This window comes from Hymenobacter elongatus, assembly GCF_004745955.1.
In the GTDB taxonomy this organism is placed as follows: domain Bacteria; phylum Bacteroidota; class Bacteroidia; order Cytophagales; family Hymenobacteraceae; genus Hymenobacter; species Hymenobacter elongatus.
This window is the reverse complement of sequence record NZ_SRLD01000003.1, coordinates 96,510-119,573: the sequence shown is the minus strand read 5'-3', so window position 1 is coordinate 119,573 and position 23,064 is coordinate 96,510. Positions and strand designations below refer to the sequence as shown.

At 61.5% G+C, this 23,064-nt stretch carries 19 protein-coding genes; 12 read left to right on the top strand and 7 right to left on the bottom strand.

All coding sequences use genetic code 11. The features are described 5' to 3' along the window. The first annotated feature begins 684 nt into the window (after positions 1–684). The 5 genes from E5J99_RS02805 (at position 685) to E5J99_RS02785 (ending at position 7,626) form a co-directional block, all read left to right on the top strand. On the top strand, positions 685–1,836 hold the full coding sequence (locus tag E5J99_RS02805; RefSeq protein WP_167851950.1) for a DUF4856 domain-containing protein: 1,152 nt from the start codon (positions 685–687) through the stop codon (positions 1,834–1,836). A 92-nt stretch (positions 1,837–1,928) separates the two neighbouring features. Then, the gene (locus E5J99_RS02800; RefSeq protein WP_135496194.1) at positions 1,929–3,038 is read left to right on the top strand and encodes an imelysin family protein; all 1,110 of its coding nucleotides are present in this window, start codon (positions 1,929–1,931) and stop codon (positions 3,036–3,038) included. After that, entirely contained in the window at positions 3,038–4,402 is a 1,365-nt protein-coding gene (locus tag E5J99_RS02795; protein ID WP_135496193.1) for an HTTM domain-containing protein, read from the top strand. Before E5J99_RS02800 ends, E5J99_RS02795 begins: the two co-directional genes overlap by 1 nt. Next, positions 4,383–6,860: a TonB-dependent receptor domain-containing protein gene (locus E5J99_RS02790; RefSeq protein ID WP_135496192.1), complete on the top strand. Its 2,478-nt coding sequence runs from the start codon at positions 4,383–4,385 to the stop codon at positions 6,858–6,860. The genes E5J99_RS02795 and E5J99_RS02790 overlap by 20 nt, the downstream gene beginning before the upstream one ends. A 22-nt stretch (positions 6,861–6,882) precedes the next feature. Then, entirely contained in the window at positions 6,883–7,626 is a 744-nt protein-coding gene (locus E5J99_RS02785) for a DUF6577 family protein (protein ID WP_135496191.1), read from the top strand. Positions 7,627–7,908: 282 nt separating this feature from the next. Here E5J99_RS02785 and E5J99_RS02780 read toward each other — a convergent pair whose 3' ends face one another. Beyond that, positions 7,909–8,673 carry a septal ring lytic transglycosylase RlpA family protein gene (locus E5J99_RS02780; RefSeq protein WP_167851949.1) on the bottom strand — a complete coding sequence of 255 codons (765 nt, stop codon included), beginning with the start codon at positions 8,671–8,673 and terminating at the stop codon, positions 7,909–7,911. A 407-nt stretch (positions 8,674–9,080) separates the two neighbouring features. Between E5J99_RS02780 and E5J99_RS02775 the strand changes: the two genes are divergently transcribed. Both E5J99_RS02775 and E5J99_RS02770 read left to right on the top strand, forming a co-directional pair. After that, entirely contained in the window at positions 9,081–9,995 is a 915-nt protein-coding gene (locus E5J99_RS02775; protein WP_135496189.1) for a DUF72 domain-containing protein, read from the top strand. 111 nt (positions 9,996–10,106) lie between these two features. Further along, positions 10,107–12,215 carry a matrixin family metalloprotease gene (locus tag E5J99_RS02770; RefSeq protein WP_135496188.1) on the top strand — a complete coding sequence of 703 codons (2,109 nt, stop codon included), beginning with the start codon at positions 10,107–10,109 and terminating at the stop codon, positions 12,213–12,215. 9 nt (positions 12,216–12,224) lie between these two features. Here E5J99_RS02770 and E5J99_RS02765 read toward each other — a convergent pair whose 3' ends face one another. Beyond that, positions 12,225–13,172, bottom strand: coding sequence for a 3-oxoacyl-ACP synthase III family protein (locus E5J99_RS02765; RefSeq protein WP_135496187.1), 948 nt, complete (start codon positions 13,170–13,172; stop codon positions 12,225–12,227). Positions 13,173–13,334: 162 nt separating this feature from the next. Between E5J99_RS02765 and E5J99_RS02760 the strand changes: the two genes are divergently transcribed. Then, positions 13,335–13,925, top strand: a complete 591-nt coding sequence (locus tag E5J99_RS02760) for a hypothetical protein (protein WP_135496186.1) — start codon at positions 13,335–13,337, stop codon at positions 13,923–13,925. A 13-nt stretch (positions 13,926–13,938) separates the two neighbouring features. Here E5J99_RS02760 and E5J99_RS22185 read toward each other — a convergent pair whose 3' ends face one another. Continuing rightward, on the bottom strand, positions 13,939–14,103 hold the full coding sequence (locus E5J99_RS22185; protein ID WP_394345937.1) for a DUF3667 domain-containing protein: 165 nt from the start codon (positions 14,101–14,103) through the stop codon (positions 13,939–13,941). Between the two features lie 301 nt (positions 14,104–14,404). On the opposite strand from E5J99_RS22185, the gene E5J99_RS02750 reads away from it, so the two are divergent. Further along, positions 14,405–14,875, top strand: a complete 471-nt coding sequence (locus E5J99_RS02750; RefSeq protein ID WP_135496185.1) for a nuclear transport factor 2 family protein — start codon at positions 14,405–14,407, stop codon at positions 14,873–14,875. Between the two features lie 82 nt (positions 14,876–14,957). Here E5J99_RS02750 and E5J99_RS02745 read toward each other — a convergent pair whose 3' ends face one another. Beyond that, positions 14,958–17,015: a M13 family metallopeptidase gene (locus tag E5J99_RS02745; RefSeq protein ID WP_135496184.1), complete on the bottom strand. Its 2,058-nt coding sequence runs from the start codon at positions 17,013–17,015 to the stop codon at positions 14,958–14,960. 314 nt (positions 17,016–17,329) lie between these two features. Between E5J99_RS02745 and E5J99_RS02740 the strand changes: the two genes are divergently transcribed. Genes E5J99_RS02740 through arfB form a run of 3 tightly spaced genes read left to right on the top strand, consistent with a single transcriptional unit; the run spans position 17,330 to position 19,137 of the window. Beyond that, the gene (locus E5J99_RS02740) at positions 17,330–18,202 is read left to right on the top strand and encodes a hypothetical protein (protein ID WP_135496183.1); all 873 of its coding nucleotides are present in this window, start codon (positions 17,330–17,332) and stop codon (positions 18,200–18,202) included. A gap of 35 nt (positions 18,203–18,237) precedes the next feature. Next, the gene (locus tag E5J99_RS02735) at positions 18,238–18,675 is read left to right on the top strand and encodes a hypothetical protein (RefSeq protein WP_135496182.1); all 438 of its coding nucleotides are present in this window, start codon (positions 18,238–18,240) and stop codon (positions 18,673–18,675) included. 54 nt (positions 18,676–18,729) lie between these two features. Beyond that, a complete protein-coding gene (gene arfB, locus E5J99_RS02730; protein ID WP_135496181.1) occupies positions 18,730–19,137 on the top strand; it encodes an alternative ribosome rescue aminoacyl-tRNA hydrolase ArfB in 408 nt (135 codons plus the stop codon). Positions 19,138–19,141: 4 nt separating this feature from the next. On the opposite strand, the gene E5J99_RS02725 is transcribed toward arfB, so the two are convergent. From E5J99_RS02725 to mgtE, 3 genes are all read right to left on the bottom strand, one after another. Then, a complete protein-coding gene (locus E5J99_RS02725) occupies positions 19,142–19,858 on the bottom strand; it encodes a hypothetical protein (RefSeq protein ID WP_135496180.1) in 717 nt (238 codons plus the stop codon). Between the two features lie 244 nt (positions 19,859–20,102). Beyond that, a complete protein-coding gene (locus E5J99_RS02720) occupies positions 20,103–21,023 on the bottom strand; it encodes a magnesium transporter CorA family protein (protein WP_135496179.1) in 921 nt (306 codons plus the stop codon). Between the two features lie 311 nt (positions 21,024–21,334). Continuing rightward, the gene (gene mgtE, locus E5J99_RS02715; RefSeq protein WP_135496178.1) at positions 21,335–22,717 is read right to left on the bottom strand and encodes a magnesium transporter; all 1,383 of its coding nucleotides are present in this window, start codon (positions 22,715–22,717) and stop codon (positions 21,335–21,337) included. Between the last annotated feature and the right edge of the window lie 347 nt (positions 22,718–23,064).

The window sequence follows — 23,064 nt, the reverse complement described above, 5'->3', positions numbered from 1 at the left end:
TAGATTAAAACTGATTATTGAGAGGTAAAAGCGGTTTTCGGAAAGAAAATCTGCAAGCCTGCTCTCTGATAGCAGTGAATCTGTTTAGGAAGTCTGCCGAACGTCATGTCGACCAACGGGAGACATCTCGCGTGCACTGGTAAGTTGAGTACTACTGCACGCGAGATGCTTCGACAAGCTCAGCATGACGTTCTGACGACTTTCTACACAACTTCATGGGGCATAGAAGTGCGCTTCGAGACGGAAACGGCCCAGCCTACACTTGAGCTTAAACACTTTGGGGCCGGTGTAGACCAGCATGGCGGCCAGGGAGTGTTTGGCTTGGGTGGAAAAGGTATTCGCAGATGATTTCTCATCGATGCGTTTTGCTGGAGTGACTTGCGGTAATCCTCCACTTTCCGACGCGTCTGGTCAGTCGTCGTCAGTCGGGGCTGGTCCAGGTCGCGCCGCCATCGGCTCTAGGTAGCCAGTCTCATGTGCGTTCCGCGTCAGACAACTGCGTAACTCCTGGGAGCATGTAGCTGGCGTGGAGCATAGTACGGGCAGACTTGGCGCAACGCTGGGTCGAATCGGTAAAAGCGCTGGCTATTTAGAACACGTCCAAGTAAAAAACATCTCTGTTATTTGTAATCTTTACAAATAAGGAAATATCTTTGTGTCATCATCACCCTAATGACAGGTTTTATGTTTTCTAAATACGCTCCGCTCGCGCTGCTTGCCCTCGCTTTTAGCTTCACTTCCTGCGATAAGAACGACAACGAGCCCGCGCCTGCCCTGCGCACCAAAATAGATGCCAGCACGCTGACAGCCACCTCGCGCTACACCGAGGCTTTTAAAGATGCCAGTGGCCAGACCACCGTGGACCTGGGCACCTCGACGCAGCGTCTGGACATGTTCACGGAGTTTAATTCTTACATGGCGCTGGTGGCCGTGGCCTCGCCCGCAACGCCCTCCACGCTGGATGTAGCCAAGCTGCGCGGCCTCTACGCCAACACCGGCAACTATTTTACGGGCACGGGCCTGAATGCTTCCGGCCTCTCGCTGCGCAGCACCACGGCGGCTTCTTTCGCCGGCACGCAGGCCGAGTCCGTTCGGGGCTATATTGATAACAACATCACCAAACTGGCCACCGCCAGTCAGTCGGTGAACCAAGTCGCCACGCCGGGCTCGGCTGGTCGCTTGGGCCGCTACCTGGTCGATGGCAATGGCATTGAAGTCAACCAGGTGATTCAGAAAGCGCTGATTGGTGCCCTGCTGCTGGATCAGATGAACAACGTGCTGCTCACCGACAACGCGCTGAAAGCCAACAACAGCCAGGTTGTAAACGGCAAAGCCTACTCCGAGCTGGAGCACAACTGGGATTTGGCCTACGGCTACTTGACCAGCAACGCCATTATGACCACTGACATTGCCCTCACGCCCCGCGAGCGGTTCCTGGCCGGCTACCTGAACGAAAAGAACGGCCCGGCCTCGCCCGGCGTGTATATGGCTTTCCTGAAGGGCCGCGCGGCTATTGTGAACAACGACGCGGCGGGCGTGAAAGCGCAGGCTGATATTATCCGCACGGAACTCGAAAAGACCATTGCGCTGTCGGCCGTGTCGTACCTGAGCAACTGGAAAGCGGCGGCAGACCCGGCCGTGAAGGCCCACGCGCTGGGCGAAGGCCTCGGCTTCATCTACTCGCTGCGTTTCTGCAGCAAGTACAGCGCCGATGCTGCTTTCTCCGACAACCTGCTTACCGGCCTGACTTCGGGGACCAACGGGGCCTGGAGTTTGACTAACACCCAGGCTGATGTAGCCATCAACGCCATCAAGACCAAGTTCAGCATCCAGTAACCTCCGGATTGCCTTTTTAGTGACCCGAAGGTCAACCAATCGGGTAGTACGGCTGTTTGGTTGGCTGACCTTCGTCGCGAAATCTGTTTTTTATGAAAAAGTCCGTTCTGTTTGCCCTGACGCTGCTGTTGTTAGCCGTGGGCATTATCAGCTGCCAGAAAGACCCCGGTGCCACGCCTGAGCCCAGCACCGGGCCCGACCGCAAGGCGCTGCTGACTTACTGGGCCGACAGCCTGGTGAAGCCGGGATACCAGCGCTTCAACGAGAAGTTGGTGGCTCTTAAATCCAGGACGACGGCCTTTACCGCAGCACCGACTCCCGCGACCCTGCAGGAAGCGCGGGCCGCCTGGCAGGCAGCTTACGTGGAGTGGCAGCGGGTGGAGCTCTACGAGTTCGGCCCGGCCGAAGAGGTGAGCCTGCGCAACCACTTCAACATTTACCCCACCGACGCGGCCGGCATCAACCGCAACATCAGCTCGGGTACCTACGACTTTGAGCTGTCCGCGGCCATTCCCCAGCAGGGCTTTCCGGCTCTGGACTACCTGCTCAACGGCGTGGCCACCGGCGACGCGGCTATTGCCCAGCAGTATGCCTCGTCGGCCCAGCACCGCCGCTACCTTACCGATGTGGTGGCCAAGATGGAGCAGACCTTCGGCACGGTGTACAAGCAGTGGAACGGGTCCTACCGCGACACGTTTATCAACCGCACCGGCACCGACGCCAGCTCCTCGCTCTCGCGCGTGGTCAACGCTTACTCGCAGTATTACGAGCGGTACCTGCGGGCCGGCAAAATCGGCATTCCGTCCGGCACCATGACCGGCACGCCGCTGCCGAGCAAAATCGAAGCCTATTACCTGCGCGGGGCCTTGCCTCTGCAGCTGGCCACCACGGCCCACGCCGCGGTGCAGCAGTTCTTCAACAGTCGCGCCGGGCAGCCCTCGCTCAAAAACTACCTCGATGCCGTGGGCGCCAAGGACAGCCGCACGGGCCAGGGCCTGACCAGCATCATCAACACCCAGTTCGGGGTATCGGCGCAGCAGCTCGCCTCCCTGGGCCCCGACCTGCACGCGACCCTCACGGCCCGCAATGCCGACGCGGTGGCTTCGTACAACGAGATGCAAAAGGCCGTGCGCCTGCTTAAGGTGGACATGACCTCGGCCCTGAGCGTCACGGTGACCTACGTGGACAACGACGGCGACTAATGGGCGACGGGCTTCGGCGCTACCTCCACAGCTACACTCCGGCGGCACCGCTGGCTACGTTCCGGATGGCCTTTAGCCTGCTGGTGCTGGCCAGCGTTGTCCGTTTCTGGGCCAAGGGCTGGATTGTGGAGCTGTACCTGCGGCCCAGGTTCTTTTTCCCCTACTACGGCTTTGAGTGGGTGCGTCCCTGGGGGGCTTACACCTACGGGCTGTTTGCCCTGTGCGGGCTGTGCGCCCTGCTCGTAGCCCTGGGCTACTGGTACCGCACGGCCGCCGCGGGCCTGTTTTTGAGCTTCACCTACATTGAGCTCCTGGACAAAAGCACCTACCTCAACCACTACTACTTCGTGAGCCTGGTGGCGCTGCTGCTGCTGGTGCTGCCCGCCGGGCGCTACTTTGCCCTCGATACCCGCCGCAACCCGGCGCGCTGGCGCAACGAGGTGCCCCGCTGGACGGTGGACGCGCTGCGCCTGCTCATGGGCATCGTGTACGTGTACGCGGGCCTGGCCAAGCTCAACTCCGACTGGCTGCTGCACGCCCTGCCCCTGCGCATCTGGCTGCCGGCCAAAAACGATTTGCCGCTGATTGGCCCGCTGCTGGGGCAGGTGTGGGTGGCGTACGCCTTTAGCTGGTTTGGGGCGTTGTACGACCTGACGGTGCCCTTCTTTCTGCTGAACCGGCGCACCCGGCCCTGGGCCTACGCCACGGTGGTGGTGTTTCACGTGCTGACGGCCGTGCTCTTTCCCATCGGCATGTTTCCCTACGTGATGATGGTGGCAGCCCTGATTTTCTTTCCGGCCGCCGGGCACGAGCGGGTGCTGGAGCGCCTGCGGCGTCTGCGGCACTTCTCCCCCGCCAGCCCGCTGCCGGCGGCTCCGCTGCACTATGGACCGGCCCGCCGCCAGCTGCTGCTCATGGGATTGAGCGTGTTTTTCCTGGTGCAGCTGCTGCTGCCGTTCCGCTATCTGCTCTACCCGCGGGAGCTGTTCTGGACCGAGGAAGGCTACCGGTTTTCCTGGCGGGTGATGCTGATGGAGAAAATGGGCAACGTGCAGTTCAAGGTAGTGGACGGTGCCACGGGCCGGATCCGGCAGGTCGACAACCGCGAGCATTTGAGCGTGCTGCAGGAAAAGATGATGAGCACGCAGCCCGACATGCTCGTACAGTTTGCCCACTACCTGCGCGACTACTACGCGCGGCAGGGCGTGCAGAACCCGAAAGTGTACGCCGATGCCTACGTGAGCCTGAACGGGCGCCTGGGCAAAAGCTTTATTGACCCCACCGTGGATTTGGCCCGCGTTTCCGACGACCTGCGCCCCAAGCCCTGGATTTTACCCTTCGACGATGAGATTTCCGGTTTATAGTGCCGTGCTGGCGGTTGGTATGCTCTCCGGCTTTACGGCCACCGCCCAGCAGGTGAGCCTGCAGGGCCGGGTGCGCGAAGCCGGCACCAACCGGCCCGTGGTGGGCTGCGAGGTGTACGTGCGCGGCTCCCGCCAGATTGCCCGCACCGACACGGCCGGCCTGTTTATGCTCCCCCGCCTGGCAACGGGCCGCCAGCAGCTGCAGCTCTCCTCCATTGGCCACGAGCCCTTCAAGACGCAGATAGAGGTCACGGCTGACGGTGGAGTGCGCGAGTTCACGCTGACCCGCCGGGAGCAGCAGCTCCGGGAAGTGGTGGTGGCAGCCCCGCAGGCCCGCTTTGGGCAGCAGCGCCTGCGCGAAGTGGAAGGCACGGCTATTTTCGCGGCCAAGAAGTCCGAGGTCATCGTGCCCGACAACCTGGTGGCCAACCTGGCCACCAACAACGCCCGCCAGGTGTACGCCCGCGTGGCCGGGCTCAACATCTGGGAAAGCGACCAGGGCGGCCTGCAGCTGAGCGTGGGCGGACGGGGCCTGGACCCCAACCGCACCAGCAACTTCAACGTGCGCCAGAACAACTACGACATCTCGGCCGACGCGCTGGGCTATCCCGAGAGCTACTACACGCCGCCCATCGAGGCCATCAAGCGCATCCAGCTCGTGCGCGGGGCCGCCTCGCTGCAGTACGGCACGCAGTTCGGCGGGCTGCTCAACTTTGAGCTGCGCACGCCCGAGCCCGACAAGACCGTGGCGGTGGTGTCGCGGCAGACGGCGGGCTCCTTTGGGTTTTTCAACTCCTTCAACAGCGTCAGCGGCACGGTCAGGAAGCTGAGCTACTACACGTTTGCGCAGTATAAGCGCGGCGACGGCTGGCGGCCCAACTCGAACTTTGAAAGCAAAACGGCCTATGCCGACCTGCGCTACCAGTTCACCGAGAACTTCCGGGTGGGCGCCCAGGTCACGCACATGGACTACCTGGCCCGGCAGCCGGGCGGGCTGAGCGACTATCAGTTTGCCCAAAACCCGCGGCAGAGCAACCGGCCGCGCAACTGGTTTGCCGTGGACTGGAACCTGTTCAACCTCTCGGCCGACTGGAAGCTCAACCCACGCTCCAACCTCAACCTGACCACCTTTGGGCTGCTGGCCTCGCGCGACGCCTTGGGAATCCGCACCAGCTTCGTCGAGCGGCCCGATGCCGATACGCAGCAGCGCGAGCTCATCACCGGCGACTTCCGCAACGTGGGCGCCGAAGCGCGCTACCTGACCCGTTACGGGCTGGGCGAAACCACCAGCGGCGTGCTGCTGGTGGGCACGCGCCTGTACCGGGGCTATAATCACAGCATTCAGGGGGCCGGACCGGCTGGCCGCGCCGCCGACTTTCGGTTTGAGGAGGCCGCCCCCGGCCTGAATGCCCCGGCTGCGTCGTCGGATTACCGCTTCCCTAACTACAACGCCGCAGTCTTCGCCGAGAACATCTTTTATTTCGGGGAATCCTTCTCCCTCACGCCGGGCGTGCGGGTGGAGTATATCCGGACCCAGGCCGATGGCGACTACCAAACCGTGTCGCGGGATTTGGCCGGCAACATCACGGGCATCGAAACCACCCACGAAGCGCGCACCAGTCCGCGCAGCTTCGTTATCGGCGGCCTCGGGGCCTCCTACAAGCCGGTGGAAACGCGGGAGCTGTACGCCAATGTGTCGCAGAACTACCGCTCCATCACCTTCACCGACATGCAGATTTTTAACAACTCGCTGATCATCAATGCGAATCTGCAGGATGAGCGCGGCTACTCCGCCGACCTGGGCCTGCGCGGCGAGCAGGGCCAGTGGCTGACCTACGACGTGAGCTTGTTTGCCCTGGCCTATAACAACCGCATCGGCGAGGTCGGTACCTACGACGCCGGCAACCGCCCGTTTCGCTACCGCGACAACATCGGCCGGGCCCTGATTCTGGGCCTCGAATCATACGCTGAACTCGATGTGCTGCGAGTACTGCGGCCCACCGTCGAGCCGGGCCGCTGGCGTTTCTCCGCCTTTGGCAATCTGTCCCTTATCCGCAGCCGCTACACGGCCAGCCCAAGCCCGGAAATCGTCGGGAATCAGGTCGAGTTTGTGCCGGCCGTCAACCTGAAAACGGGCGTGCAGGGCGGGTATGGTCCCTTCAAGGCCTCGGTGCAGTATACTTACCTCTCCGACCAGTTCTCGGAGGCTACCAACGCCTTTAATAGCCCTACCGACGCGGATCCGCGCCGCACCGATGCCGTGATCGGGCTGATTCCGGCCTACCAGGTGCTGGATGCATCGGTATCCTGGGAGCGGCGCTGGCTCAAGCTGGAGGGGAACATCAACAACCTGGGCAACGCTCTATATTTTACCCGCCGCGCCACCGGCTACCCCGGCCCCGGTATTTTGCCCTCCGACGGCCGCAGTTTCTACCTGACGGTGGCGGTCAAGTGGTAATGCTCATTTTATCCTCCTGCTTATGCCAGTGAAACAACCCCTGCTCCAGTACGACCAGGTGCTCCGGGCGTGGCCGCAGCTGCGGGGCCACTTCCGGGGCCGCACGCAGGTGGCGGAAGCGGAGCTGCAAGCCTTCTTCGACCACGCGCTGCCTGCCGTCACGGCCGCCGTGTGGCCCGCGGTTCGGCAAGGTCTGGTGCGCAGCCAGCTGCTGCATCAGGTGGCACCCGGTCTCGTAACGTTTAGTGGGACCCCGGCCCAGGCGATGTTCAAGCCGGAGCTAGCCTCGGCACACGTAGCCTTGTGGCAGCAGCTACAGGCCCAGCTGGCCTTGCCGCTGGGCAGCCTGTGGTCCACGCGCTGGCTGCGGCCCGTGCTGCCCGAGATTCCGGCGCGGCTGGTGGTAGAAGTCAACTGGGCCGAGCTGCAATGGGCCACGCGGCTTATTGGCTCCTCCGCGCAGTTCCGGTTGGCTGACAGCAGTAGCGTAGTAGATACCGATAGCCGGGAGGCCGTCCTGCTACGGCCCGTTCAGCGGGCATCGCCGGTGCGGCGGGTGCAGGGCGTGCCCACAGCCCGCCTGGAAAAGATGCTCGTAGATGCCGGCGAGCTGCCTGACCTAATCACCTCGGACGAGGCGCTGGCTGGAGCGGTGGCCACTCTGGCGACACGCTACCGCCTGCAGCCAGACCACCTGCTGCAGTACGCCGCCCGCCACAACGCCGGTGCCCGGTGGGAAGCCCTGCTGGGTTCTTTGGCGGCCTAAGTGGCTGTATATAGCTTATAGGAGGGTTGGCACACGCTCGAAATGCTCAACGAGTTCAAACCGCGTACCTATCGGCACCGCCGAGCAAGCTGCCGCGCTTCATGCATATCAGAGCCCCCAGAAAGCGCCCAGAAATAAGAAGCCAGCAAGAAAGGCGTTGTGCATAGAGCAAGGAGTAAGAAGCCCGACTACTAGGCAAGACACAAAAAAGGACCATGTATTGTGGTCCTTTTTTGTGTTCGATAAGAGCATTTGCTGCCTACACAGCTGGTAAAAGTACTTTTATAAGTTCTCAGCCTGCCGCACCATTCCAACTACGCCCAGCTGCTTAAGACGCTGCTGCACGGCTTCGGCCTCGGCTTTATCCGGAAACTGACCGATAATAACCCGCTTCAACGGCTTGCCATCCTGGCTGCTTTCGGCAATGGTCACATTCAGGCTCTTGTCCATCTCCTGAATCTTGGTTTGCAGGCTCTGCGCGTTGCGCGGGTCGCCGAAGGTACCAGCCTGCACTACGAAGCTCGGGGCCGGTGCGGGTACTACCACCACGTCGGCGGCTTCGGTGCTGCCGGCTGCCACGTCAGTCAGCGTGGTGATGGCCATAACGGTGGTAGCGGAGTCGCTGGCCAGAGCGGCCAGGTTTTGTGGGGCATTGGTTGGGCCCAGGGGAGTGGTGCTGGGCACTATTTCGGCCACTACCGAAACCGCGCCGCGCCGTACGATGTCCAGCGGGCGGGCCGCTACTTCCGACAAATCCAGAATCCGCTGGTGGCGGAAGGGGCCCCGGTCGCTGACGCGCACTACTACCGAGTGGCCATTCTGGGGGTTGGTAACGCGCAGCCGGGTGCCAAACGGCAGGGTTTTGTGGGCACACGTGTATTTGAAGCGGTCGAACCGTTCACCATTGCTGGTCCGGTGCCCTTGGTGTTCACGTCCGTACCAGGAAGCGCGGCCCCGTAGCACTACGGTGCGGGAAGCAGCGGTGCCAGCTGGTTTTTCGTCTTCGAAACGTGTAGCCTGAGCTACTTGAGGAAAGGCCGTGGACAATGCGAAAAGCAAAGCCATCATCAAGCCGGAGACATGCAGTCGTGTAAGTATCAACGTCATCTGTTCGCTGGGTTGGTGAGCAGGACAAATCTATACGGGCTTTCTTAACCAGTCCCCCGATTCCAATCATATTAGTAAGCTCTATAGGTGGTGAATTGATCTTTTCGAAGAAAACTTGCATTTAAGTAATTAAGCCTGAATGTGCCAAATAGTTGATTGTGTTTCGCTAAGCCACGTTTTGTATTATCTACAGACAGTATGCGAATGCCGTTAGAAATAAGACTATGCACCGGTAAGAAAATTTTGGCATTGGTCTGCCATCTATCGTCTGCACCAGGTTGCAAAAGTCCCGGTATTTTACTAAGACGCGCCCCGACCGGCTGACCGGTTTTCCCGTACTTTGCCCTATGGATTTTGGCCGCCTTTCTGACCTGCGCTACGTTGACTTTTGCCTGCCCGCCGACCACCCCGATACGGCAGCCGTGCTGCGCCGGGCGCAGGCCGCGCCGCCGGCCATGCCGGCCATCTATGTCGGCTGCCCCATCTGGACCAACAAGGCCTGGCTGGGCTCATACTTTCCGGCTGGTATTAAGGATGCCGACTACCTTCACCACTACGCTCGGCAGTTCAACAGCATCGAGCTGAATACGACCCATTACCGCATTCCGGATGCTCCCATGGTGCGCAAGTGGCGCGAGGCCGTCCCCGAAGAGTTCCGGTTTTGTCCCAAGCTGCCCCAGAGTATCAGTCATACCAAGGAGCTGTATAATGCCGACGAGCTAACCACGACCTTCTGCCGGGCAATCAGTGGGCTGGAGCAGCGGCTGGGCGTGGCTTTTCTGCAGCTGCCACCCACCTTCGGCCCCGAGCACCTGCCGCGCCTGGAGCGCTACCTGCTCGACTTCCCCGACTACGTGCCCCTGGCGGTAGAGCTGCGCCACCCGGCCTGGTTTGCCGATGCGGGCCTGCGCGACTCCGTATTTGCGATGCTCGAAGCCTTGGGCAAAACCCTGGTGCTAACCGACGTAGCCGGCCGCCGCGACGTGCTGCACCAGCGCCTGACCACGCCAGTAGCCTTTATCCGCTTCAATGGCCACGGCCTGAATAGCAGCGACTACACCCGCGCCACGGCCTGGGCCGAACGCCTGGCCGCGTGGCTCCAGGCCGGGTTGCACACGGTCTACTTCTTCGTTCACCAAAAAGATATCCTGCACTCCCCGCTCTGGGCGCGGTTTTTCCTGGAAAAACTCCAGGAGCTGACTGGACTGCCGGTAAGTTTGCCGCGTATTATTCCGCAGCCGGTACAGGGAAGCTTGTTTTAGCGGCGCTAAAGTTCGGCTGCAGCCGCCTAGGTGCTCCCGGGTGGCTTACCGGACTTCTCGAATTAACGTACCTTGGGCTACCGCCTGTTTTTACCGCCTTTTTGCTGCATTATGAAGTCTTTGCGTACTCTCAATCGGTTAGTAGCAGGTAGCGTTCTGCTGGCGGCTTTGTGTGCCACGCCCGGCGCAGCCCAGAATACAGAAGCTGATGGTCACTGCCTGTTAGTGCCTTTGTCGGCTGCCGAGCGGGCCAGCCGCTCGGGGCTGGTAGTGGAGGGTGAGGTGCTGGACGCCCGCAGTTTCTGGGACGCGGCCCACCGCCGGATCTATACCGCCCACCAGATTCGGGTGTATAGCGTGCTCAAAGGCCAGCTGCCGGGCCAGCTGCTCACGGTGCTCACGGAAGGGGGCCGGGTGGGCTTCGACGAGCATATCCTTACGAACACACTACGCCTGTACCCCGGCGAACAGGGCATATTATTCCTGAGTCCCGCCGCTTTTTCTGGGGCTACGGCTCCCCCAAGCTGGACGCCCTACGCCAGTGAGCAGGGCTTTATTCGCTACAACCTGACCGATGCCTCCGCCGCCGAGCCGTTCCGCGTGTATCCGCGCATTGGGCCGGATCTTTACGCTGAGCTGCAAGCCAGCCTGGGCCAGCCCCGCCGAATCGTGCAGCCCAACCCTACGCTGCGGCAGGCTCAGCTGCGCGTGGGTCAGCCGGTGGTAGCGGCCCGAGGCCAAGCCCCCGTTATTACTGACCTGAGCCCAACCGTGGTGCCGGCCGGAGTAGAAGAGATTCTCACCCTCAACGGCTCCGGCTTCGGCAACGATCGGGGCACGGGACGGGTGGAGTTTCGCAATGCCGATGATGGGGGCGCAACCTTTGTGCTGCCCCAGGTCGCAGACTACATAAGCTGGACGGATACCCAGATTCGGGTGCGGGTTCCTTCCTACAGCATTACGGGCAGTCCGGCCGGCACCGGCACGGTGCGCGTAACGACCACCGCTGGCCTGCAGGCCAACAGTGCCACGGTGCTGACTGTGCCGTACGCGGCCTCCAATGTGCAGGCCCAGGAACGCAAAACCGTTGTGCGGCCAAACCATATCAATCAGAATGGCGAAGGCGGCTACACGTTCCGCTTCGAGTCGGGCTTTGCCAGCAACGTGGCGGCGGTGCAGGCTTTCCAACGGGCTTTGTTTTCGGGGTGGCGCTGCCAGACGGGCGTCAACTGGACCATTGGCCCCGTGCGGACGGCAACGGGCATTGGGTCGGATGGTGAAAACTCGGTGGGCTTCGACAAAGGCGCGGAGCTGCCACAGAACGTGCTGGGCCGCACGACCAGCTACTACCTGGGCTGCACCAACACGGATGGCAGCATCGGATTTCACGTCAGTGAAATCGACATGCAGCTCGATGATGCCGTCAATTGGCAGTACGGACCGGGGTTGCCCAGTGCCGTGCAGTTCGATTTTGAGTCGGTGGTATTGCATGAGTTGGGGCACGCCCAGCAGCTAGGCCACGTGAATACCCTCACGGCCGTAATGTACTTTGGGGTAGGGCGGGGCCGCTCCAATCGGGCCCTGAGCGTGAACGACCGCACGGGTGGCCGCGCGGTGCTGCGTACGCGCAGTTTCGTGCCGGCCGGCTGTGGGCCCGCGCCCATGCTGCCCGCACCTCTCACCAGGGTAGCGGCCAGTTTCGTGAGTGGCACCGGCGTTGAAATCACCTGGGCTACGCGGGACGAATGCCTGCTGCGCGACTTTTTGGTGGAGCGGGCCGTCGATACGACCTCGTGGCAGACAGTGGCAACCGTAGCGGCCGGAGCCGCCGGCAGCACCTACCGGGTGGCCGATCCGCAGCCGCTGGCCGGCGTGAGCTACTACCGTTTGCGCCTGCGCCGCCCCGATGGAACGCTGGATAATACAGCGCCGCTGCTGGTGCAGGATGCCGCCGCCAGTGCCGATGTGCTGCAGGTCTACCCAAACCCCGTGCAAGACAGCCAGCTCCGCTTTCTGTATTCGGGCACCCTAGACGGCACGCTTTCGGTCTACCTGTACGATGCCGTTGGGCGGGCCTGTCAGGTGCAGGGCGTTGACACCCGAATCGGCCCTAACGTGCGTAGTGTGAACGTGAGTGCGCTGCGGCCCGGATGGTACGTACTCCGCTGGCGCGACCAGGCCGGCAGAACGGGGGCTACGCCATTCGTGAAAGTGAACTAACGCTACGGCCTAGCGCTCCAGCAGCATGGCTCCGTAGGAGTAGCCGCCGCCAAACACAGTGACTGCCACCCGTTCGCCCGGCTGAATCTGGTCGAGCTTCTCGGCTAAGGCAATAGCTGCCCCGGCGCAGCCGGTGTTGCCGAGCCGGTCGATGTTGGAAACGGCCCGCTCCTCGGGCAGCCCCAGGGCCTGCAGCACGTTGCGGGTGATGCGCAGGTTCGCTTGGTGCGGAATCAGCCAGTTCAGGTCCGCAACAGTCAGGTTGTTGCGCTCCAGAATCTGCTGGGTGACGCGCGCCATATACTGGCAGGCATGGATAAAGACATCTTTGCCGTGCGGCATCACAATGCCTTTGGCTACCGGCGTGAGCGTAACGGCCGTATCGGCCTTGCCAATGCCCCCGGCCCCGGCCGTAATCAAATCCAGTACGCGCAGGTCGGTAGGAGCCAGGCGCTCCTTGCTAAGTATCAGGCCCGCCGAGCCGTCGCCCCACAGGTGGCCGGCCACGGTGTCCTGCTCGTTGTTATAGGCCGTGTTGTGTTCCGATACGATGACCAACGCCCGGCTGGCTTTGCCCATAGCGAAGTAGCCTTCCACGATTTCAATAGCATTCAGCAGCGACGAGCAGGCCGAGGAAATGCTGACTACCGGAATGTCGGCTACGCCGATGGCGCGCTGCACGGCGTGGGCCAGGGTATAAATCGTGTCGTGAGGCGTGTAGGTGGCCCCCACGATCAGGTCGATGGTGTCGGTGGGGCAGAGCGGCGCGGCAGCCAGCACCCGCTGGGCCGCCTCAATGGCCATGGTATTGGTGTTCTCGCCAGTGGCCGCCTTGCGCCGTTCCCGGATACCAGTCCGCTCAATAATCCACTCGTGCGACAGACCATTCAGACGGGTGAAGTGCTCGTTGGTAATAACATGGGCGGGCAGGTAAGCCGCCACCTGATGAATATACACGGGTGGAACAGTAAGCGGGAGAGAACAGGTGAACAGGGTAGCAAGGTACGGCAACGTCGGGCAAAGATGGGCTATTCCCTCGGGCGGCCCGTACTTTGCGAGGCCTCTGCGCGTTCAAACGCTTCAGCCCCGGCTAAGTTTGTGGTACCTCTCATAAAGATTATGATTTTTTCAACTGCTTTTTCCCGTCTACTGTTTTTTACCGCGTTGCTGACCACCGCGTTGGCGCTGCTGGCCCCGGCGGCCCAGGCGCAGAAATACCGGACGGCCGCCGGCTTCCGCCTGGGTCAGGGCAATTACGGTCTCACGATTCAGCAGAAGATTCTGGATAAGGTAACGCTCGAAGGCATAGGGGTGGTGGGCACTCGGGAGGTGAGCGGCACCGTGCTGGCCGAGCGGCACTTCGGCATTCTGGGCCCCAGCCTGAACTACTACCTGGGGGCGGGCGGCCATGTCGGCAACCACAAAGACGACGGCGTGTTTGGCGGCTTCGACGGCATCGTGGGGGCCGAGTACAAAGTTGCCTTTTTTCCGCTCGTGCTGTCCGTCGATTTCAAGCCCAGCGTGGAGTTTAACTCCGCCGATTGGGCCCGGTTTCCGACGGCCTTTTCGGTGCGCTACGTGTTGGTGAAGGAGAAAAAAACCGGCCTGCTCGACGGCCTTTTTGGGGGCGGCAAAGACAAGGCCGACCGAAAAGACCGGCCGAAGAAAAAGGAGAAGCCCGCCGAGCGCCGCGGCCTCTTCGACTTCTAACGGCCCTACAGCGTCAGGACGCCGATGCGCAGCGGCAGTACAAAAAGACGAAGCTGGTAAGCACATATGGCCCGATGGGCGGCACATACAGCAGGCGGTGGCCCAGCCGTCTCGTCAGCTCGCCTGGGCGCAGTAGCAGCTTGGCCGTGCGAAATACTTTGCTGTCGAAGTGAAAGATGCCTTCAAGCAGACTCCTCCAGTACGTGCCCGAAAGACAGGCTCACCACCTTTTGGTCCTGTTGCTCGCAGCGCGGGCAACATTCATCCGGCCCCTCCGCAGGAAAGGAGTAGCTACAGTTGGCGCAAGCCGGAAGCTTGCTGTGAGGGTGCGCCATAGGGAGAGAGCAGCAGTGGGAAGGAGCCGGGGTGGGGGCGCAAGTAAATAGTTCGTTTCTGGAATATCCCAACGCCGGGCTGGAGGGGCACGGCGTAGCTGCCGTAAATTTTCCACCTTTGGGCTCACTCCTGAGAACCCCGGCATGCACCCGCACGAAGAGTTATTGCACCGCTTTTACCAAAGCTTTCAGCGCCGCGACCACGCCGCTATGGCCGCTTGCTACCACCCCGAAGCCACCTTCGACGATGCCGCTTTTGCGCTGCGCGGCCCGGAAATAGGGGCCATGTGGCGCATGCTCTGCGAGCGGGGCAAAGACCTCTCACTCACCTACAACCACATCCGGGCCGATGCCACGCACGGGCAGGCCGTGTGGGATGCGCGCTATACTTTTTCGCAAACCAAGCGGCGGGTCCACAACCATATTACTGCCAGCTTCACCTTTAAAGACGGTAAAATCCTGACTCACCACGACCAGTTCGATTTCTGGCGCTGGTCGCGGCAGGCGCTGGGGCCGGTGGGCTGGCTGCTGGGCTGGTCGCCGTTTTTGCGGAAGAAAGTGCGGGCCTCGGCGCAGCAGAGCCTACAGCAGTTTCAGGCGTTCCGGGGCGTGTAGCTCGGGCTATATTGACCTGAAAAGAGCCTTTCCACAGCGTGAAAAGGCTCTTTTCTTTGCGGGTAAGCATGCAAAAGCGCGCCTACCAAATCTTTACGCGGGCCGTGTCGGCGCGCCACAGCGCCTGGCTGGGCTGCACGCTGAAGGCCTCGTAAAACGCGGGCACGTCGGCGAAGGGGCCATTGACGCGCAACTTGGCCGGCGAGTGCACGTCGGTGAGAATTCGCTGGGCCAGCACTTCGTCGCGCTGGTGGTTTTGCCAGCCCAGCGCATAGCCCAAAAAGTAGCGCTGCGTCGGGCTAAGGCCCCCGATTTTCTCGCCCTTCTTGTACTGCTCGGTCTGCTTGAAGGCGTCGAAGGCAATGACGATGCCGCCGAGGTCGGCAATGTTCTCGCCGGCCGTGGCCTTGCCGTTCACATGCAGCGAGTCGAGCACGGTGTAGCCGTTGAACTGCCGCACGATGCCATTGACGCGCTGCTGGAAAGCGGCCCGGTCTTTCGGCGTCCACCAGTTGCGCAAGTTGCCTTTTTCGTCAAACTGGCTGCCTTCGTCATCGAAGCCGTGGGTGAGCTCGTGGCCGATGGTAGAGGCGCCGGCGTAGCCGTAGATGATGGCATCGTCGGCGTTTTTATCTGCCAGGCCCGGAATGGCGAAAATGGCCGCCGGCAACACGATTTCGTTGTTGCTGGGGTTGTAATAGGCATTATACGTTTGGGGCGTCATCTCCCACTCGGTGCGGTCTACGGGCTGGCCGAGCTTGCGCAGGTTGTAGCGGTAGGTCCACTCGTTGGTGCGCATCACGTTGCCCAGGTAGGAGTCGGGGCTGATGGTGAGGGCCGAATAGTCGCGCCACTTGTCGGGGTAGCCCACTTTCGGGGTGATTTTGGTGAGCTTCACCAGGGCTTTTTGCTTGGTCGCGTCGCTCATCCAGTCCAGGGCCTGAATGTGGGTGCGGAAGGCGGCCACCACGTTTTCGGTCAGCTTGGCGTAGCGGGCTTTAGTTTCGGGCGTGAAGTACTCCTTCACGAAAAGCTGGCCCAGAATTTCTCCCATTCCGGCTTCTTCCTCATCCAGCACGCGTTTCCAACGGGCCCGCTGTACTTTCTGGCCCTGCAACACGGTGCCGTAGAAGCGGAAATGCTCGTTGTCGAGGGGCGCGCTGAGCTGGCTGGCGAAGGTGTTGACGAGGTGCCACCGCAGATACGCCTGCCACTGGTCGAGCGGCGTGGTGAGCAGCAGCTGGCCGGCGCGCTGGTAAAATTCCGGCTGGCCCACGATTACGGTATCGGTCGGGGGCATCTCCATCTGGCCGAGCCAGCGCGGCCAGTCCAGGCCGGGCGTGAGCTTGCCCAGGTCGGCCACGGCGCGCTTGTTGTAGTTGGCGTAGGGGTCGCGCAGAGCTTCGAGCTTGCGCGAGGCTCCCGCCAGTGTCGTTTCCAGCTGCACAATCTGGGCGCTTTGCTGCCGGGCCGCTACTGAGTCCTGGCCGAGCAGCCCGAGCATGCGGGCCACATGCCGCCCATATTCTCGCCGGATTCTGACCGTGCGGGCATCTTTGTTGAAGTAATAGTCGCGGTTGGGCAGACCCAGCCCGGCCTGGTAGAGGTGGAGGGCCATTTTGTCGCTGTTCTTGGCGTCCTGCGCCACATACAGCCCCACGAGCGAATTCACGCCCAGCACCTTGTGGCGGGCCACCACCGCCTGCACGTCGGCCACCGACCGGATGGCGGCAATCCGGTCCAGCTCGGCTTTGAGGGGCGCGAGGCCCTGCCGGTCGATGGCCACCGAGTCGAGGCCGGAAGCCCAGAAGTCACCGATCTTCTGCTGGCTGCTGCCCGCCGGGGCGTTGGCTTTTGCCGCTTCCTCGTTCAGAATTCGCAGGCGGTCATACACCTCGTTCTGGACCTCTTTGCCGATGCCCCACGAGCTTTCGGAGGCCGGAATGGGGTGCCGCTTGAGCCAGCCGCCGTTGGCGTACTGGAAAAAATCGTCGCCGGGACTCACGGTCGTGTCGAGGTTGGCCCGGAGTAGGTCGGGCTGGGCGCCGCCGGAGCTGGCTCCGGAGTTGCAGCCGGCCAGCGCCAGCAGCGCCGCCGCCGACAGCGGCCGGCAGTGCGTCAGAAAAGAGAAGAGGGACATCGGGTAAAGCAGAAAAAATGGGCGAACAGCCGCCGGGAGAAGTGGCGCGAATGTAGGAGGAAGCCGCGAATGTGGCTTGCCCGCCGGTGATGGGGCGGCGGGCACCGCCGCCTGGGTGGCCGTAGTGCTGCCCGCTGCCCCGGCCAACGGCGGGGCAGCGGGCAGGGCAGCGGTATGCGCACGGGTGCCTTTATTTTCGCGAAAAGCGAGCAACTGCCAGCCCCGGAAAACCGCGCCGGCCGAAGCGCCGGGCGGCGGGCAGAACATTCGGACTCGATTGAGTATTTGCAAAGGACAATATCCCCTTTGTTCTTATGAATCTCCTTCTGGTCGTTGGGCAGGTTTACCAGCCTTTGCAGCACTTCTGGGAAAGCCGGCGCACTGCCCATTTTCTGAGCGTGGCACTGGTGTGGGTGTTTGTGGCGAGCATGGTGCTGGCCGGCGTCAACTACCTGGGCGTGTTCCGACTGCGGGGCTTGTGGGGGCAGGTACATTTTCTGCAGGCCGTGGAAATATCCTTCACGCTGCTGCTGCTGTTTGAGATGATCAGTCTGGTGTTTGTCATCCCGCAGTCGATAGCCAACTCCATCGGCAAGCAGATCGAAATCCTGAGTCTGATTCTGCTCCGCTCGTCGTTCAAGGAGTTTTCGCACTACAACTTCGCCGTGCCGCTGCAAAGCCAGCTGGAATCGGTGTATAAGATGATTGCCGACGGGGTGGGGGCGCTGTTCGTGTTCCTGCTGCTCTCCGTGTACTACGGCTTGCAGCGGCACCGCTCCATTACGCAGGAAGGAGCCGACAAGCAGCAGTTTGTGGCCCTCAAGCAGTTCATCTCGCTGCTGGTGCTCCTGACGCTGCTGGCGATGTCGGGGTACGACCTCTACCATATGTTCCGGCTGGGGGTGTGGGTACAGTCGGCCGACCGGTTCTACCTGATTCTGATTTTTGCCGACCTGCTGTTTATGCTGGTGGCCTTTCGCTACACGCTGCACTATCCGGACATCTTCCGCTACTCGGCCTTTGTGCTCGTGACGGTGTTTATTCGGTTTTCGCTGCTGGCGCCGGCCTATTATAATGCGTTGCTGGGGTTGTTTTCGGTGGTTTTTGCCATTGCGGTGGTGTACTTTCACAGCCTCTTCACCGACGGCCGGCTCCGGTATCTGCGCAACCCCGCCCCGCCGGAATAGCTGTACGGCTCACTGCCTGGGCGCTCCTCCTGTATATGTCTCTCAAACTGCTGCTGTTACTCAACTTTGGCCTTGCCGCCTACCTCACCGGCCTCATCTGGACGGTGCAGCTGGTGCATTATCCCGGCTTCGCCTACGTGGCCCCCGAGAAGTTTGCCGCGTTCCATCAGCACCATACCCGCACCATGAGCTGGGTAGTGCTGGCGCCCATGGTGCTGGAGCTGGGCTTGGCCGGCTGGCTGACCTGGCAGGGCTGGGGCACGCTGGGCGCGGTGGTGTGGTGGAGCCTGGCGCTGGTCGTGGGCATCTGGCTGGTAACGTTTCTTATATCCGTGCCTTTCCACAACCGCCTGGCCCAGATGGGGTACAATTACATTACCATCGACGGACTGGTGCGCACCAACTGGCTCCGAACCGTGGCCTGGACGCTGCGGACTCTGGTGCTGGGCGCGCTGCTCTGGCAGAAGCTGTAGTACCGATGCCCCGGTGCGGGCCTACCTTTGCCGTCTCACTTCCCGCTGTTCTTCATGCTTCCGCCCGCCTCCGCCTTCTTGCCCGAACTCCAGTTTCAGACGGCCCGTAGCAGCGGCCCCGGCGGCCAGAACGTCAATAAAGTCGAATCCAAAGTGGAGCTGCGCTTTCATCCGGCGTCGTCGGGGGTGCTCAGCGAGGCCCAGAAGCTGACTATTCTGGAGAAGCTCGCCAACCAGCTCACCACCGAGGGCTACCTGATTCTGACGGCTCAGGAAGACCGCAGCCAGCTGCGCAACAAGGAAATCGTGGTCCAGAAGTTCCATGATATGCTGCGCAAAGCCTTGCACAAGCCCAAAGCCCGCAAGGCCACCAAGCCCAGCAAAGGGGCCGTGCGCAAACGGCTCGAATCGAAGAAAAAGCACGGCGAGAAAAAAGCCGGCCGCGGCAAGCAGGATTTTTAGAGCGCTAATTCAAGTCGAGGCCGAAGAGCACGCCAAACCAGGGCTTGCGCTGATATAGCCAGTGGCGGCCGTCGGGGCCCAGCAGCTGGTCGAAGCCCACGGCCAGGCCCAGGTTGAAGATGCGGGCATCGTAGATGGCGGCGGCCCCGGCATGCACCACAAAGCCTTCGTACTCGGCCACGCGGCTTTGCTGCCCGGTCACGTCGGGGTTCACGATAGTGGAGCCCAGGCCGGTGAATACGCCGTAGCCCAGGCCCACGGTTCTAATCTGCGGGACCTGGTGCCCATCCAGCAGTTTGTGGCCATTTATATGGTAGAAATCGAGGCGGCGGCCGAAGTACAGAGCCGCGTTGAAGTTGGTATTGAGCTGTACCGGCACTGGCCCGCGGGGCGGGCGGGCCTTGAAGGGAATAGTGAATACGTCAAGGTCAAACTGGCGGTCCAGCAGCACGACGTGCTTGCCCGGGTGCACGGCATAGCTGAAGCGGCGGAGTGGCCCGGCCTGGGTGGGCGGGGAAAGAAAGGTGAGCGAATCCCGCGCCTGCTCCACGTAAAAGGTGCTTTTCTGGCCCGCCATCGTAGCCAGGGCGGGGTCATTGGTAGTGAAAAGCTGGTATTCGCCGGGTTCCAGCGTGGGCAGGCGGCCCACGGCGGCACAGCCAGCCAGCAGCCCGTGCAGGCCCAGCAGACCAATAAAAAGGAAGAAGCGTAACGTGTGCATCGCAACAGTGGGGCATTAGACTCGTTCCTGAATAAAGCGACACGAAAAAGAACGTCATGCTGAGCAAAGTCGAAGCATCTCTACCGCAGTGGTAAGTAGCATTGCGGTAGAGATGCTTCGACAAGCGGACGCCAGATGAGCATGACAGCCGAATTTTAGCATCGGTTCCTAATTCAGGAACAAGTCTATTACATAAAACCGAGACGAGCCCTGGCCGGCTTGCCAGGCTTTGGGCGGCAGCAGGCTATATCCAGCCCTTGCGCCGGAACCACGTGAAAATGCCCACCGATATAAGCAGCATGGCCACCATAGCACCGGGGTAGCCCAGCTTCCAGGTCAGCTCGGGCATGAATTCGAAGTTCATGCCGTAGATACCGGCAATGAAGGTGAGGGGCAGGAAAAAGGCCGAAAACACGGTCAGTACGCGCATGGCCTCGTTGGTGCGCTGCGACGACAACGACAAATACAGGTTCATCAGGTTGGTGGCCGCGCCGTCGAGCTGCTGGTAGAGGGTTTCCACTTTCACCTGCAAGTCCTGGGTGTCCTGCAGCAAGGTCGAGTCGGTGGTGGTGGAGGTGAGCGTCTGGCGGCGCAGCATGGTCATGATGTCGCGGGTGAGCAGCAGCAGCTGCTTGGCGGCCGAGGCTTTGCGCTTCAGAAAGTACAGGCCCTGCAAGGCGTTGGGCACTTCGCGCTTCAGAAATATCTCGGCCTCGTAGTCGTCCAGCTCCTTGGTAAGCACCAGGGCGGGCTGCACGAAGCTGTTCAGGGCGTAGCGCACCAGGTGCACGGCCACCTCGGCGGGCGAAATACACTCCTGCCCCGGCGACTGCGCCACTTTCTTCAGCTGACTCAGCACGGGGTGGGCGCGGCGGTGCACCGTAATGAGGTAGTCGGCGGCGTAGAACACGGCAATCTTGGTGCTCAGCTCCTGAATGGTATCGGCCTCGTTGTTTTCCGGCGTTACGAACACGCGCAGAATCACGAAGTTCAGCCCGTTGGTGGTTTCAAACTTGGGTAGGTGGGTGGGCTCCAAACAGTCGCGCACCAGCGAGTCGGGCAGGTCGTACTGCTCGGCTACGGCCTGCAGCTCGGCGGCGGAGGGATTGGTAATGTCGAGCCAGGCAAAATGGCACTCCTGCCTGGTGAGAAGGTCTTCGGTCATAACAAGAAAAAAGCAACTGTCCGGCACTGGCCGCCCATCGGACGCTACAGGGCATACGCAGGAAAGCGCACTGCTTTGCACCTTTCACGAAGAAAGTATTGACGCTGTTTGATGGCTCTTATGCTAAGCGGTCGTGCAGAAGTAATCGTATTGAATGTAGAACGTCATGCTGAGCTTGCCGAAGCATCTCTACCGCAGTGGTAATTAGCATTGCAGTAGAGATGCTTCGGCAAGCTCAGCATGACGACCTTTTTTGCTGCAATTACTTTTGCGCGACTGCTTAACAGCTTTATTGCCACCACTATGCCGCCCTACAGCAGCGTGCCTTTCAGAAACAGCAGCGCAAACGAGAAGTAAATCACCAGCCCCGTTACGTCGACCAGCGTGGCCACGAAAGGGGCCGAGGAGGTAGCCGGGTCGGCGCCGAGGCGCTTGAGCAGCAGCGGCAGCATGGAGCCGCACAACGACCCCCACAGCACGATGCCGACCAACGAGAAACCGACCGTGAAGCCAATCAGCCAGTAATGCTCGCCGTACTCGCCCGGGTACAGGCGCGACCACAGCAGAATACGTACGAGCCCCACCACCCCCAGAATAGCGCCCAGCATCAGGCCCGTAGCCAGCTCCCGCCGCATCACGCGCCACCACTCGTCTATGGTCAGCTCGCCCAACGACATGGCCCGGATAATGAGGGAGGTAGCCTGGGAGCCCGCATTGCCGCCGGCGCTGATGATGAGCGGAATAAACAGGGCCAGCACGATGGCTTTGGAGATTTCCTCCTCAAAAAAGCCCATGGCCGTGGCCGTAAACATCTCCCCGATGAGCAGAATCACCAGCCAGCCGGCCCGCTTCCGGATCATGCCCAGCAGCGGAATGCTCAGGTAAGGCTCGTCGAGGGCCTGCGAGCCGCCCAGCTTCTGAATGTCCTCCGTGTCTTCTTCTTCCCGAATGTCGAGGATGTCGTCGATGGTCACGATGCCGAACAGCACGCCCTCGTCGTTGACGACGGGCAGGGCCACCCGGTCATTTTTGCGGAACACGTCGATGGCCGTTTCCTGGTCCTGCATGGCCCGCAGGCTCACGTAGCGGCGGTCCATAATGTCGCTGACGCGCTTGGTCGGGTCGGCCAGCAGAAACTCCCGGATGCGGATGTCGTCGATGAGTACGCCCCGCTCGTTGGTCACGTAGAGCACGCTCAGCGTTTCCGACTGCCCGCCGTGGCGGCGAATGTAGTCGAGCACCTGCTGCACGGTCCAGCTTTCCCGAATGGCAATGTAGTCGGGCGTCATCAGGCGGCCCACCGAGTACTCGGGGTAGCCCAGCAGCTCCAGCGTCACCTTGCGCTCGGGCTCCGACAGGGTCTGAATCAGCTCTTTTACGAAGTCGTCGGGCAGAAACTCCAGCAGGGCCGTCCGGTCGTCGGGCGACATCTCGTTGAGGATGTCCGAAATCTTCTCCTGCGAGAGGTTGGCCAGAAAGTGGCGCTGAATATCGAGGTCGAGGTACTCGAATACCTCGGTGGCCAGGCGCAGGGGCAGCAGCCGGAAAATAATGAGCTGCTCGCGCTCCTCCTCGTTGTCGATCAGCTCGACCAGCTCGGAGGGCTCAAACTCTTTGAGGACTTCCTTTAATTTAAAAAACTCGCCCTCCTGAATCAGGGACGTAATCTGGTCAGTAGTAGGATGCTGATTCATGGAGAATGTCAGGAGGGAGGTGCTTCGCTAGGCAGCAGGTTGAGTGAGGTATTCGGCGCGCAAAAGTAGGCCAAAAAAACCGGCTGCCCCTGTAGTCTGCCGTCATTTGTCGCAACGTGAAACCCGCCCCGGCAATTCCCGCCGCCGCCGCCGGCTCTTGTACTTATCCGGGGGTGGGTGCGGCCGGAAGCCGCGTGGCCCGCAGCCATAGGCCAAAAAGCCACCCCGGCTGGAAGGTGGCGTTGCGGGAAGCAGGAGCGGGTGTTCTACTCTCCGGGTCTTTGAGAGCGGGCAGAGAATTTTGCTTTTCGGGTCACGCCTGATCGGGCGTGCGCGCCGCCGAAGCA

Excerpts from the sequence above, each read along its gene's own strand:
- E5J99_RS02735 (WP_135496182.1), top strand. The coding sequence starts at position 18,238 with ATGTCTCTCAAACTGCTGCTGTTACTCAACTTTGGCCTTGCCGCCTAC.
- E5J99_RS02805 (WP_167851950.1), top strand. The coding sequence starts at position 685 with ATGTTTTCTAAATACGCTCCGCTCGCGCTGCTTGCCCTCGCTTTTAGC.
- E5J99_RS02725 (WP_135496180.1), bottom strand. The coding sequence starts at position 19,858 with ATGCACACGTTACGCTTCTTCCTTTTTATTGGTCTGCTGGGCCTGCAC.
- E5J99_RS02775 (WP_135496189.1), top strand. The coding sequence starts at position 9,081 with ATGGATTTTGGCCGCCTTTCTGACCTGCGCTACGTTGACTTTTGCCTG.
- E5J99_RS02790 (WP_135496192.1), top strand. The coding sequence starts at position 4,383 with ATGAGATTTCCGGTTTATAGTGCCGTGCTGGCGGTTGGTATGCTCTCC.
- mgtE (WP_135496178.1), bottom strand. The coding sequence starts at position 22,717 with ATGAATCAGCATCCTACTACTGACCAGATTACGTCCCTGATTCAGGAG.
- E5J99_RS02740 (WP_135496183.1), top strand. The coding sequence starts at position 17,330 with ATGAATCTCCTTCTGGTCGTTGGGCAGGTTTACCAGCCTTTGCAGCAC.
- E5J99_RS02800 (WP_135496194.1), top strand. The coding sequence starts at position 1,929 with ATGAAAAAGTCCGTTCTGTTTGCCCTGACGCTGCTGTTGTTAGCCGTG.
- E5J99_RS02745 (WP_135496184.1), bottom strand. The coding sequence starts at position 17,015 with ATGTCCCTCTTCTCTTTTCTGACGCACTGCCGGCCGCTGTCGGCGGCG.
- E5J99_RS02770 (WP_135496188.1), top strand. The coding sequence starts at position 10,107 with ATGAAGTCTTTGCGTACTCTCAATCGGTTAGTAGCAGGTAGCGTTCTG.
- E5J99_RS02785 (WP_135496191.1), top strand. The coding sequence starts at position 6,883 with ATGCCAGTGAAACAACCCCTGCTCCAGTACGACCAGGTGCTCCGGGCG.
- E5J99_RS02720 (WP_135496179.1), bottom strand. The coding sequence starts at position 21,023 with ATGACCGAAGACCTTCTCACCAGGCAGGAGTGCCATTTTGCCTGGCTC.
- E5J99_RS02795 (WP_135496193.1), top strand. The coding sequence starts at position 3,038 with ATGGGCGACGGGCTTCGGCGCTACCTCCACAGCTACACTCCGGCGGCA.
- E5J99_RS02760 (WP_135496186.1), top strand. The coding sequence starts at position 13,335 with ATGATTTTTTCAACTGCTTTTTCCCGTCTACTGTTTTTTACCGCGTTG.
- arfB (WP_135496181.1), top strand. The coding sequence starts at position 18,730 with ATGCTTCCGCCCGCCTCCGCCTTCTTGCCCGAACTCCAGTTTCAGACG.
- E5J99_RS02750 (WP_135496185.1), top strand. The coding sequence starts at position 14,405 with ATGCACCCGCACGAAGAGTTATTGCACCGCTTTTACCAAAGCTTTCAG.